This is a genomic window from Mesorhizobium sp. M6A.T.Cr.TU.016.01.1.1, from assembly GCF_003952585.1.
GTDB classification, from domain to species: domain Bacteria; phylum Pseudomonadota; class Alphaproteobacteria; order Rhizobiales; family Rhizobiaceae; genus Mesorhizobium; species Mesorhizobium mediterraneum.
This window is the reverse complement of the sequence record NZ_CP034452.1, coordinates 499,905-512,114: the sequence shown is the minus strand read 5'-3', so window position 1 is coordinate 512,114 and position 12,210 is coordinate 499,905. Positions and strand designations below refer to the sequence as shown.

Here is a 12,210-nt window from a genome sequence, read left to right as displayed (position 1 = left end):
GAACGCCGCACCGTTAATTGGAGAACGCTATGGTTGTGTTTCTAGAGCCGCCGAAGGGAACGAAATGAGCCGAAAAACCGCATTGATTACTGGCATCACTGGCCAGGATGGCGCCTATCTGGCGGAACTCCTTCTGGCAAAAGGCTATGACGTCCACGGCATCAAGCGGCGTTCCTCGTCGTTCAACACCGGTCGCATCGATAATCTCTACCAGGACCCGCATGAAAAGAACGTCAGGCTATCGCTTCACTATGGTGATATGACTGACGCCACCAACCTCATCCGCATCGTCCAGGAAGTGCAGCCAGACGAGATCTACAATCTCGCCGCACAATCGCATGTCCAGGTTAGCTTCGAGACCGCGGAATATACGGCGAATGCCGACGCGATCGGTACATTGCGTCTCCTCGAAGCGATCCGGCTGCTTGGCCTGACAAAAAAGACGCGTTTCTATCAGGCATCGACTTCCGAGCTCTACGGCAAGGTGCAGGAGATTCCGCAACGGGAGACGACGCCTTTCTATCCCCGGTCACCATATGCGGCGGCAAAGATTTATGCCTACTGGATCACCGTGAACTACCGTGAAGCTTACGATATCCATGCTTCCAACGGCATCCTCTTCAATCACGAAAGCCCGATGCGCGGCGAGACGTTCGTCACCCGCAAGATCACGCGCGCGGCTGCTGCAATCAGCCTCGGCCTTCAGGACAAGCTGTATCTCGGCAATCTGTCGGCTGAACGGGATTGGGGCCATGCCCGTGATTACGTCGAAGGCATGTGGAGAATTCTTCAGCATGACGTGCCAGACGACTACGTCCTTGCAACCGGCGTAAAGAATTCGGTCCGCCGCTTTGTAGAGCTAGCATTCAATGAGGTCGGGACCGAGATCGAGTGGGTTGGTTCCGGGATTGATGAAAAAGGCGTCGATGCAAAATCAGGCGCTGTCCTGATCGAGGTGGATCCGCGCTATTTCAGGCCGACTGAAGTAGAGCTTCTGATCGGCGACGCCTCGAAAGCGGAGCGCGTTCTCGGGTGGAAGGCAACAACCTCGCTCGACACGATGGTTCAGGAAATGGTTCAGTCCGACCTTGAAACGGTAAAGCGGGAATCGGAGCACCGGCGCCTGGACGAGGATCGCATTCGCGTTGCGGCGCAGTAAGCGACTTTGGGCCTGGTCGACATGAAAATCTCGGTTCTGACGGTCTGCCGGAATTCCGCAGCAACGATCAGGCATACGCTTGACAGTTTTTTTGCCCAAGATCATGAGGACAAGGAACTGGTCGTCGTCGATGGAGCCTCGACCGACGAAACGCTCTCGATCGTTCGTTCCTATGGGGACAAACAACTGCAGATCGTCAGCGAGCCGGACCGAGGCATGTATGACGCTCTGAACAAGGGGCTTGCGCTTTGCAGCGGCGAGGCGATCGGGGCCCTCAATGCGGACGACGCGTTTCACGACCGGTCCGTGCTTGGCAAGATCAGCGTGGCGCTCGCTGACGCCGATATCGTCCACGGCCATCTCGACTTCGTCGAAAACCACGACAGCAAGCGGGTGGTTCGCCGCTGGCGGGCAGAACCAAGACCTCGAGATGGGTTTCGTTCGGGCTGGATGCCTGCTCACCCGACCTTCTATGTTCGGCGTGGCGTTGCCGAGAAGGTCGGGTCGTTCGATCTGGCGCTCAAAGTCTCCTCCGACTACGACTGGATGCTGCGGGCCGTCGAGCTTCATGGATTTAGGCTCGCGACAATGGATCAGGTCCTTGTCGACATGATGGTTGGGGGGGCAAGCACAAGGAGTTTCCGTGCCCATATCGGGCACAATCTGGAAGCGCTGCGCTCCCGCCGCCGTTGGCTTGGATCAGGCCCTGTCGACTACGCGCTTGTTGCGAAGCCGATGCGGAAGATTGGGCAGTTCTTCGGCGTCAAGGGTGCCAGCACTGCCAAGCAAGCCGGCACGGAGCAAGCTGAATAGTGGTTTCGGCAACTCATGCCGCGAAGGCCGGCGCAGGGGTGAGGCGAGATCGCGTTCACGTGTTTGCGCCCGATGGTCACCGCCAATTCTACCAGGGTCTCTTTGCCAGCCTGTTTGACCTTGAGCCGGTAATGGGACGCATTGGACCTCGATTGTGGCTTGACCTCGTTCGGGCCCGCCACCTCCTGTTCGCCACCATAGACGATGACTACGCTGGTTTTATAGCAGTTGCGTTGACAAGATCGCTGATCGGACGGCGCACGGTTGGGCTTTTTCTCAGGCCGTCCCAATGTTTCGAGAGCGGGAGGCTCGTCTATCGCCTCAAGAGATGGGCTTTCCGGTGCTTGCGATATTTGCCTCGCCTGTCGCTCTTTACGATTTTGCCGTTCACATTTGATCGTCGATTTGCCCAGGTCGCGTACGGATGGGTACACGACCCTCAGATGTGGGACATGCATGACCGCGCGATGTCCATCGAAACGTCTCAACTGTCACGCGACGTGTTGGCCGCGGCCGCTGGACGCGCGATTTTGTGCTTCCTGGGCAGCGTGAGAAAGTCGAAGGGCTTCGAATTCTTAGTCAACATCCTCTCCGACCATCCAGATCTCGCGAAAGATGTCTTTGTGGTGGCTGCCGGCCGCGTCGATCCGGCCTCTGGCCGGGATTGTGCTCGGCTGATTTCTACTGGCGGAATGGTGGTCGACCGTTTCGTGTCCGACGACGAACTTCTGAGCCTTTACAAGACCTGCGATTTCGCCTGGTGCTGCTACGAGCCCGACTACGACCAGGCCTCCGGCATATTCGGACGAAGCGTACAATTGGGGGCACGTCCGATCATCCGCAAAGGCTCGCACCTTGAAAAATACGCACAAGAAGGTGCAGTTGCGCCGGTCTGTCTAATTTACGGCGACACCCGTGACGCTGCCGCCAATATAGCAACGGCCGCAGCCAATCGATCCGAGAAGGTCGCGGACAGTCGGTCCGACAAAGCGGTTCGGCTGGGCGAAATCGTCGGTAGCTGGCGGTCTGATTTTATTCAGAAGATCCGAGCGGCCCTTTGACCCGCAGGCACATATTCCTCAAGTACCGCTGGCAGTCAGTTTCGGGTGCCTGCAAGGCGTGGTTCGAAAGTGTGGTCGGTTCCGAGTGTATCCGATAGTGAAGAAAGTTCTGTATTTTCATCATGCGACGGGCTTGGGTGGCGCGCCACGGAGCCTTTCCTTGCTCATCCGGGGGCTTGATCGCGAGCGATTCCAGCCAATCGTAGCTATGCCTAAGCGGGAGGGTAATGGTGCGGTAAAGGCCTTATTTCGTGAAGCTGGTGCCGAGGTCATCGAAGAGAGAGATATACGGCCGTTCAATGGGTCCTCAGTAGCCCGCAATGACGCATTAAAAGATCGCGCCTATGCGATCGCTTCCTATCCACTCACTGTAAGGTGTGCAAAGCGTCTAGTTAATGATGTTCGTCCCGATCTGGTGCATCTGAATTCAACCTGTCTAGTGGCCGCCGCCGCCGGGGCGCACATGGCGGCGCCAAAATTGCCGGTGATCGCTCATGTACGCGAGCCTCTGCTCTCCAATAGGTGGGGCCGAGCGCTGGCCAGCCTTAATAGGAGGCACGTGAATGCCTTTATTAGCATTGACGAAGCTGGTTTGCGGACGCTCGGAAGCAAAGATGCAGATGGGATAGTTGTGTACAATTTCGTCGACGACGAAGCATTTCACTCCGATCCTGAATCCGGTGAAAAATATAGGCGCATGCAGGCTTGGAATGCTGACGATATCGTTTTCTTATTCTTGGCTCGTGTTGCTCCGTCAAATGGCCCCCTGGAGTTAGTGAAGTTGATCGACGAGAACGCGCAAAAGTTGCATCCGTCTGCTCGATTTGTTGTTGCCGGATTCCCAAAAAGCAAGACCGGCTACGCTTTGGCTGCGTACGAAGCTGCAGGACGGAGCCCCCGATGTGTCGCAGTGGATTTCGTAGAAGATCCGGTTCCCTTGATGTTGGCTTCGGATGTAATGGTCGCTCCCTTCACAGAGCCTCACAGTGCGAGAAGTGTGTTCGAAGGTGCCGCGTTAGGAAAGCCGGGCTTGGTCGCCAACGTTCCACATTTGGTTGAATTAGTGAGGGACGGTCACACAGGCGCTGTGTTCAGTTGGGAAGAGCCAAATACCTTTGTGTCTGCTGTTAATGACTTGTGCAATAGGGATAAGCGAACGGAAATGGGGCGTGCCTCGCTCGAGTTTGCTAAGGCAAACTTTTGCAGCAAGACGGGTGTCGAAAAGACAATGTCAGTCTATGACAAACTGTTAGAGAACAGATGATCGCACGAATTGGACATCTGTATAACATAATATGCCGTTTCTACTGGTCTGTGAGAGTTCGCCTGCAACTGCGCATCCGCAGGGTCCCTTTGCCAAAAGGCTTTGTGGTACTTGGCCCATTGGGATTAAGCGCGCGGGGTCGAATTCGTATTGGTGAGAACGTCACAATCGTAAACAGCTCTCGTTTTAATCGGGCCGGTATCAACCACCCAACACAGTTGGTGGCTGGGCAGGGAGCAACACTGACGATCGGTAATAATACTGGGATATCGGGAGCAGCGATATTCTGCTCAGAGTCGATTACGATTGGAAATAATGTACTTATAGGAGCAAATTGCAATATATATGACACAGATTTCCATCCAGTAGACTTTATGCGGCGGCGCGAGGGCATGCCGTGCAAAACCGCGCCGATAGTTATCGAAGATGATGTTTGGCTGGGCGCGGGCGTTACCGTCCTGAAGGGGGTAATGATTGGCGCGCGCACCGTCATCGCGGCGGGAAGCGTCGTCACTTCCGACATCCCGCCGGATTGCCTGGCCGCCGGCGTGCCTTGCAAGGTCATACGGTTCCTGGCGCCCACGCACGTCGCATCGATTGAATGACGACTTATTTCCTCAATGGCGGCTGGATGACGGCCAACAACGTCATTGCCCGGGTTCTGGGCCTTCTGGTCATAGTCTTCGCCGCGCGACGTCTGAGGCCCGAAGTTGCGATGCCGCCGGTCAGCGCCGTGTTTGGTAACTGGTTCTGCTCGCGCGTCGAGGCGTGCTGTGCCGTCGTTTCCAAGTTAGCCGGTGTTGTGTGGGGGGAGGAGGTTCAAGGTGGGTGCCGTTGGAGCCATTCTGGGCGTTGGATAACGTCTCGCATGATCATGGCATTTCACGACGCTGGAAAGAGCGAGCGCCGAAGATGGCGACAGGTGCCAAATAGCTACGTGCATGGGCCCGTGACCAACCGACGAGAGCGCGCTGGAATGCCATTGTGACGAAGGCTCCGTCCGGTCGTTCTGATACGTCAAAAAGCTCTGTGCTAAGCAGCGAGCATCTGACGCGCGATCTCGGGAGACGCACGGCATCTGGGGGGGTCATAGCCCTCTGCGCTCAGGCTTTGATTCTTCTTACACAGGTCGGCTACATGGCGCTAATGGCGCGGTTGCTGCAACCCGATGACTTCGGTCTGGTGGCCATGGCGGCGTCCGTCACGGCGTTTGTCGGAGTCTTCGCCGACTTGGGTCTGTCCATGGTGACTGTCCAGCGCAAGGAGGTTGATCACGACACCGTCAGCGCGTTATTTTTCGTCAATCTTGGCGTCGGTTTCGGTCTGATGCCGCTGGCGTGGCTGATGGCGCCGGTCGCGACCTGGCTTTTCAATGACCCTCGCGTTTTTCACCTTGTCTTAATTCTGGCGATCGCCATCCCGATCACCGCGGCCGGTGCGCAGCACAAGGCGCTATTAATTCGACACATGCGTTGGATGTCGCTGCATAGTGTAAATCTTGGCAGCCTCGTGTGTGGATGTGCTGTCGGTGTTGCAATGGCCTGGGGTTGGCACTTCGAATACTGGTCGCTCGCCGGGGCGACGCTCACGACGGCTCTTGTTGGCACGACTGGCCAGTGGGTACTGTCACCTTGGCGACCGACCAGGGTCGCCAATTGGAGGAATGCACGATCGGCCATTAGTTTTGGGATCAATTACAGTGGATCCCAGTTCACAAACTACATTAACCGCCAATCCGACAACGTGCTGGTCGGCTGGAAATCCGGTCCCAACGAACTCGGATTCTACACCCGCGCTTACTCACTGTTCATGCTGCCGATGACGCTTATAAGCGGACCAATTGGCTCGGTTATCATTCCGATGCTGAGCCGCCTTCAAACCCAACCCGACAAATGGGCTAGAACCTATCTCAGCGCCATGCGGCTTACACTCATGATAAACACGATATTGTGCATTCTCATTACGATCAATGCGCAAGAAATCGTAGAGATCGTTTATGGAGAAAACTGGTCAAAGTCTGGTACTATTTTGGCGATACTCTCGTTGTCCCTCATCACGAGTATTTCCGGTCAGTTTGGTGGTTGGGCGCTGATCTCTTTGGGTCGAGCGCGCGAGTTGTTTGTATTTTCCATCTTCTCTTCGTTAATCCGATTTGCGCTCTTCCTGTTCGCCATTCAATGGGGGGCTCCGGGAGTCGCTGTCGCGTGGTGCATAACGTCTTGGGTGTTCACCCCGGTACTCTGGCTTTATGCGACAAGAGGTACAGAGCTGAGATTCAAGGATCTTGTGAAGGCATCGAGCCTATTCTTCTTTGCTTATATTGCGATCGTCGCGCTCTTTATTCTCGGGGAGTCGGTCGGAACTTCATTTAACGCCCTGTCTATGCTGACCGAGGGCGGCCTCGTCTTAAAGACTATCAGCACGATGTTAATCTATGGAGCTTTTGTTGTTGCTCCATATCGTTTCGCCGGTTCCATGTGGGAGGACATGCGGCTCTTTCTAGACAAAGACGTCCATCCAGAGGATCTAAAGCATTGAAAATCATCGTCGAAACCACGGTTTTTTTGAACGGCGGAGACGCTGCGATCCAGGTCGCGACAAAACGGATTCTTAAAGCCGCGTTCGGAGACGATATCGAGATCGTTTTTGCGGACATGGATGCGCAGGTCGCCAAACGGTACTATCCGGGAAACACCTTTGTTTGCTTTCCTTCTGCACAGCTTCACAAGAGCAAATATATTAGGTTGCTGAATAGGCTGACAAAGGGACGGCTGGAATTAAATTCAGTTTATTCAATTCTGATCGCCATGATCTTTATAGAGCGGCATTTGAGCTGGTTGAAATACCTTGGGTACGGAGGCCAAGTTGCTCGAGCCTTACGAGAGTACATTGCGGCAGATCTCATTATTTCGACCGGCGGCACGTACCTTTCAAAGAAACACCGAGGGTCGGTTTCCCATCGGCTGCCGGAATATGAGAGAGACGTCTATCTTGGAAAGCCGCCCATTTTTTTTACGCAATCGATGGGTCCATTCGGCGACGATCGCATTTTTCACCGACTTGCGGAGATTCTGAGAAAAAGCCCTCTCATACTGGTCAGAGACCGGAAATCCATGGCTTTCGCGAAAGAGCTCGTCGGACATGCGGATAATATTGAGGAAGTGGCAGACTGCGTATTCATTCTGACGGACCAGGACGAGATCGAGAGACGGCGCGCAGCGTCGCAGGTTGCGAAGCCGGGACGGCGGCCGAGAATCGCCGTTTCAGTTCGGCCGTGGGCGGATTTTGGGGAACGAGATTCTGAGGTCGGCCGCGCGAAATACCATCAATCGGTAGCCCGAGCGACCGCGTGGTTCGTGGAAGAAGTCGGGGCCGAAGTGACATTTATTTCGACCTGCCAAGGGATTCCCGAGTATCGCTTCAACGACTCGGACGCGGCGCGCGACGTCTTGAAGTATCTGCCGGAGCACGTGCGAAACAGCGTAGTCATTGATTTGCAGTTCAGGGACACCGAAACATTGCTTCGTAAAATTGGCGAATTCGATGGCGCCATATGCACACGCATGCACATGTGCATTCTGAGTTTGTGTCGCGGCCTTCCAGTCTTGCCGATTTGCTATGAGAGGAAAACAGCAGATCTTTTTCGATCACTTGATTTGGAGGACTACGTTACTTTCATCGATAAGATTGAGCCGGATGGTTTTCGCAATCTCGCTGAGCGCTGGTGGCAAAACCAGGAATCGATAGCGGAAAGATCGCTGCGGGGAACCCTTGCGCTCCGCGACAGTGCTTTATCCACGGTTGGTATTCTCAAAAACAGATTTGCACCGGTGGAGTTGCAGATGGAGGCAGTATCCCCATGATTGCTGTCATTTCGCAATTCTTCAACACGCCTTCTGAAACATTTATCCGTGATCATGTTCGCCATCTCGCGCCCGGCAGGACTGTGCTCATCTGTCAGGAGCCCGATGGTGCCGATCAATTCGGTTATCCAGTTCTTTCCGGGGTCCCGCGGCTGTCACCGCTTAGCCGACTACACAGCCGCATTGTCAATGTGGCGCGTCTGGGCTGGCTTGCGTATGTGCGTGAGGGAATGTCGCGGAGCGATGAGGACCGGGTTGTCGAATTCTTGAAGGCCCACAAGGTGGATGCCGCCCTTGTCGAGTATCTTACGATGGGCGCGCTGTTCGCTCCCGCTTGTCGCCGCGCCGGCGTGCGGTTGTACGCCCACGCCCATGGGGCGGATTCAACCGTGATGCCCAGGAAGCAACTATGGCGACGTCGCTACCGGCGTCTGTTCGCCATTGCTGACGGCATCATCACGCCATCGCGTTTCATCGCCGACCGTCTGAGTCAAATCGGCTGTCCGAATGAGAAACTCCACGTCAGTCCGTGTGGAGTTTTGCCCGAGCGCTTCACACCATCGAAGCGCGAAAGCGGTCGGCTCCTTTTCGTTGGGCGGTTCGTTGAAAAGAAATCACCGCACCTCGCGATCGAGGCGTTCGCCCGGATTGCTTCAAAGTTTCCCGAGGCGCAGCTCGATTTCGTTGGGGATGGGCCCTTGATGGCGCGATCCAAGGCGTTGGTGGAGCAGGAGAATTTGTCGGATCGTGTCATTTTTCACGGCTCTCGAAGCATAGAATATGTTCAGGGCATGATGCAGGACGCTGCTATTTTCGTGCAGCATTCAGTGACGGCTCGCAATGGAGATATGGAAGGCCTGCCGGTATCGATCCTGGAGGCCATGGCGAGCGCGCTTCCCGTTGTGGCGACACGTCACAGCGGCATTCCAGAGGCCGTTGTTGATGGTAAGACTGGCATACTTGTGGAAGAACACGATATCGAAAGCATGGCAGAGGCGCTTGCTAGTCTCCTGGCAGAGCCTCACCGTGCTGCCAAGATGGGGGATGCCGGGCGCCAGCGCGTGCTGGATCATTTCACCCAACGGCACACGCGCGATCGCCTTCGACACGCCATGATGCTGCCGACAATTGCGGAACCTCTCGACTTCGCTGAGGGCCAGGTTCAATGAAGAATGCCGAGCAGTGGAAGCCTACTAAGTTCGAACAGACCGGCAAGGGCGTTTGGCGCTCGAACCGCAAGGAGGTACCGGCGCGGTCGCGATTGATCGCCGATCGATTGGCGTCCGTCTATGCCGCGGCGATCGCTACTCATGCCAAGGGTCGTCTTGTCGATTTGGGCTGTGGTGCCGTTCCGCTTTACGGGATCTATCGCGAGCATGTCAGTGATGTCTTCTGTGTCGATTGGCCGGGCAGCACCCATGGCGCCGCCTACGTCGACCTTTTCGCGGACCTCAACGAGCAATTGGTCCTGGAGCAAGGGAGTTTCGACACGGTCATCGCCAGCGACGTTATCGAACATCTGCATACGCCGCAGGCCTTGTTCGACAGTGCAGCCCGGGCTTTGAGGCCTGGTGGTAAGTTGATAATCGGCGTGCCGTTTTTTTACTGGCTGCACGAGGTTCCCCACGATTATCATCGCTACACCCGCTTCGCCTTGGAGCGGATGACGATGAAGGCGGGCCTAAGCACAATCGAGTTGTCGTCCTACGGCGGCGTCACAGATGTTATTTCCGATCTTGCCACGAAGGCGGTGGCGTCTCGGCCCCGGATTGCCAGTTCGGTCTATTGGCTGACCAGCCTGATGCGGGCATTGCCGCCTGTCAAGAAATTGGGGCTTGCGACTCGCGAGAGCATGCCGATGGGTTATCTTCTAATAGCCGAAAAAGTATCAGCCCCACCGTCTTCGGGGGGAGGCTAAAAATACAGGACCGCCGAATATTGTGCCTGCAACCGGTGTCGCCGAGAGCTGTCAGGCTCGATTTCGTCATCCGGCGCACAGAAGAGAGACACGACAACGCTTCGTTTCATTCTTGACCGGCATCCAGAAATCGAATTGCGCGAGAGGCGCCACCTTCATCGGGTTGGAGAAATGGGGCGAATCTCGTGGTGCAGCTGGCTATGCCATATCCACTAGGAAGCAGCTATCCGCGGTACGACCGATTGGCAGAAAAGGGATACGGTGATTCTCAAGACATTTATTGGCTGGAACAGGAATGCTGCAGCATGGCTCGAACGCCGTTTTCCCCGAATCTTCGGTGCGCCATCCTACAAGGAAGAACTTGAACGGCGTATCGCTGACGATGTTGCGCGCCTAAGGCCGTCGGCGATCCTCGAAGTCGGCGGGATTGACCGGCCACTCCTCAAGCGGAGTGCTGATTTTACCTATATCGGGCTCGACATCGAGGAGAAGCCAGACTGCTATCGCATCTATGATCGATTTGTCGTCCAGTCGATTGAGCGGCCAGTCGATGTCGAGGCCGGCATGCTGATTTCGATCACATTGATGGAGCATATACCGGACAACAAGGCGGCGGCGCGTTCGATGTTTTTGGCGCTACGGCCGGGGGGCGTGATGCACCACTACATCCCATCGAAATGGCACCCCTATTCGGTGGCATTGCGGCTCGTCGGACCGGTTATGCAAAAATGGCTGATCCCGCACCTTAGGCCGTCTGCCGTCGGTGTTACCGGCTACCCTGCCTTTTTTGACCATTGCTCTCCTTCGGACATGGCGAAGCTGTTTCGCGACCAAGGATTTGAGCGGGTCGACGTCATGTCATTTTACCGCGCCAGCGATTACTTTGCGTTCTTTTTACCCGCCTATCTTTCCGTCGCTCTGTTCGAGAATCTTTGCGCGGCCCTGAACTGGCGCATGTTCTGTTCCGGCTTCGTCATCAGCGCTACAAAACCCACTCACCAGTAGGAACGAGGCCATGCGACTTTTTCAAAATTCTGGGCTCAACCCAAGCTATCGGCCCCGGCTTGCTGACCTCGTCGGGCAGGCCAGGGGATTCGAGCAGCAGAAGGAAGTGTTTCTGAACGATCGCTACGGGGCGGCACACATTCTCTTGCCGATACTCGGGCGTAGCCCGGAGGCATTCTTTACGAACGGCGACGACGAATCACTGCAGCGGGCTTGGGCGCGCGAAAACGGGCTGGGCCAAGATACGCCGCTGGCCGACATTCTGCTTGCTCAGATCGAGCACCACAAGACAGATGTCTTCTACAATCTCGATCCATTTCGCTACGACGCCACCTTTGTGCGCCGCTTGCCAGGACATGTGAAACGAAAGATTGCCTGGCGCGCCGCACCAGGCAAGATTGACTTTTCAGGTTATGATCTCGTGCTTTGCAATTTTCCGTCCATGCGACAACTTTGGGAGGAGCAGGGCGCCAGGACGGCTCACTTTTTCCCCGCTCATGATCCGGAGCTCGATACCGTCGCCGCAAATCGGGACAGGGACATCGATGTCCTGTTCTTCGGTGGTTACAGTCGCCATCACCAGCGCCGGCGGCAGATATTGGAAGCTGTTGCAGGTCTTTCCAGCCGCCGCCGGGTTGTTTTCCATTTGGATCTATCACGCTATACACCGCTGGCCGAAACGCCGCTTGGCTGGTTCGGTCCCCTGAGAGCGGTGCGGCGCCCGCCTGCGATCCGCGAGGTCAGTGCGCCTCCCGTATTCGGTCGCTCTATGTACGCGCAGCTTGGAAGAGCCAAGGTCGTGGTCAACGCCTCAATCGACATGGCAGGCCCTGACCGTGGCAATATGCGCTGTTTCGAAACCATGGGTGCCGGGGCTCTGCTGGTTTCCGATTCCGGTAACTATCCAGCGCCGATGTACGATGGGCAAACCATGGCAGTTTATGAGCATCCGCAGGACGCATCAGAAAAAATCGCACGGCAATTGGACAGCGGGAACTGGGACGGGATCGGTTGGGCCGGTCACCGCGCAATCCGTGAAGAATACAGCAAGCAGCGACAATTTGAGCGGTTTCTCGAACTGACATAGCGGAGGATTCCGTCGTTTAGCGATCAATAGCGATGGGACG

At 55.8% G+C, this 12,210-nt stretch carries 11 protein-coding genes; all 11 read left to right on the top strand.

The window, feature by feature from the left end; all coding sequences use genetic code 11:
- Window positions 1–64: 64 nt before the first annotated feature.
- The 11 genes from gmd (at window position 65) to EJ075_RS02270 (ending at window position 12,170) form a co-directional block, all read left to right on the top strand.
- Window positions 65–1,159 carry a GDP-mannose 4,6-dehydratase gene (gene gmd, locus EJ075_RS02320; RefSeq protein WP_126103198.1) on the top strand — a complete coding sequence of 365 codons (1,095 nt, stop codon included), beginning with the start codon at window positions 65–67 and terminating at the stop codon, window positions 1,157–1,159.
- A 21-nt stretch (window positions 1,160–1,180) separates the two neighbouring features.
- Window positions 1,181–1,972 carry a glycosyltransferase family 2 protein gene (locus EJ075_RS02315; protein ID WP_126103197.1) on the top strand — a complete coding sequence of 264 codons (792 nt, stop codon included), beginning with the start codon at window positions 1,181–1,183 and terminating at the stop codon, window positions 1,970–1,972.
- A 59-nt stretch (window positions 1,973–2,031) separates the two neighbouring features.
- A complete protein-coding gene (locus EJ075_RS02310; RefSeq protein ID WP_126103196.1) occupies window positions 2,032–3,033 on the top strand; it encodes a hypothetical protein in 1,002 nt (333 codons plus the stop codon).
- A 97-nt stretch (window positions 3,034–3,130) separates the two neighbouring features.
- Window positions 3,131–4,297, top strand: coding sequence for a glycosyltransferase family 4 protein (locus tag EJ075_RS02305; protein WP_126103195.1), 1,167 nt, complete (start codon window positions 3,131–3,133; stop codon window positions 4,295–4,297).
- Window positions 4,294–4,902, top strand: coding sequence for a DapH/DapD/GlmU-related protein (locus EJ075_RS02300; RefSeq protein ID WP_126103194.1), 609 nt, complete (start codon window positions 4,294–4,296; stop codon window positions 4,900–4,902). Before EJ075_RS02305 ends, EJ075_RS02300 begins: the two co-directional genes overlap by 4 nt.
- 379 nt (window positions 4,903–5,281) lie before the next feature.
- Window positions 5,282–6,835, top strand: a complete 1,554-nt coding sequence (locus EJ075_RS02295; protein WP_126103193.1) for a lipopolysaccharide biosynthesis protein — start codon at window positions 5,282–5,284, stop codon at window positions 6,833–6,835.
- Window positions 6,832–8,160, top strand: coding sequence for a polysaccharide pyruvyl transferase family protein (locus EJ075_RS02290; protein ID WP_158302601.1), 1,329 nt, complete (start codon window positions 6,832–6,834; stop codon window positions 8,158–8,160). The genes EJ075_RS02295 and EJ075_RS02290 overlap by 4 nt, the downstream gene beginning before the upstream one ends.
- The gene (locus EJ075_RS02285) at window positions 8,157–9,329 is read left to right on the top strand and encodes a glycosyltransferase (RefSeq protein ID WP_126103192.1); all 1,173 of its coding nucleotides are present in this window, start codon (window positions 8,157–8,159) and stop codon (window positions 9,327–9,329) included. Before EJ075_RS02290 ends, EJ075_RS02285 begins: the two co-directional genes overlap by 4 nt.
- On the top strand, window positions 9,326–10,078 hold the full coding sequence (locus tag EJ075_RS02280; RefSeq protein WP_126103191.1) for a class I SAM-dependent methyltransferase: 753 nt from the start codon (window positions 9,326–9,328) through the stop codon (window positions 10,076–10,078). The genes EJ075_RS02285 and EJ075_RS02280 overlap by 4 nt, the downstream gene beginning before the upstream one ends.
- Before the next feature lie 261 nt (window positions 10,079–10,339).
- Window positions 10,340–11,083, top strand: coding sequence for a methyltransferase domain-containing protein (locus tag EJ075_RS02275; protein ID WP_095486131.1), 744 nt, complete (start codon window positions 10,340–10,342; stop codon window positions 11,081–11,083).
- 10 nt (window positions 11,084–11,093) lie between these two features.
- Complete coding sequence (locus tag EJ075_RS02270; RefSeq protein WP_126103190.1) at window positions 11,094–12,170, top strand: glycosyltransferase; 1,077 nt, start codon at window positions 11,094–11,096, stop codon at window positions 12,168–12,170.
- Window positions 12,171–12,210 lie beyond the last annotated feature (40 nt).

Bases quoted from the DNA above. Each gene is read 5' to 3' on its own strand.
- gmd (WP_126103198.1), top strand. From the start codon at position 65: ATGAGCCGAAAAACCGCATTGATTACTGGCATCACTGGCCAGGATGGC.
- EJ075_RS02315 (WP_126103197.1), top strand. From the start codon at position 1,181: ATGAAAATCTCGGTTCTGACGGTCTGCCGGAATTCCGCAGCAACGATC.
- EJ075_RS02300 (WP_126103194.1), top strand. From the start codon at position 4,294: ATGATCGCACGAATTGGACATCTGTATAACATAATATGCCGTTTCTAC.
- EJ075_RS02285 (WP_126103192.1), top strand. From the start codon at position 8,157: ATGATTGCTGTCATTTCGCAATTCTTCAACACGCCTTCTGAAACATTT.
- EJ075_RS02280 (WP_126103191.1), top strand. From the start codon at position 9,326: ATGAAGAATGCCGAGCAGTGGAAGCCTACTAAGTTCGAACAGACCGGC.
- EJ075_RS02270 (WP_126103190.1), top strand. From the start codon at position 11,094: ATGCGACTTTTTCAAAATTCTGGGCTCAACCCAAGCTATCGGCCCCGG.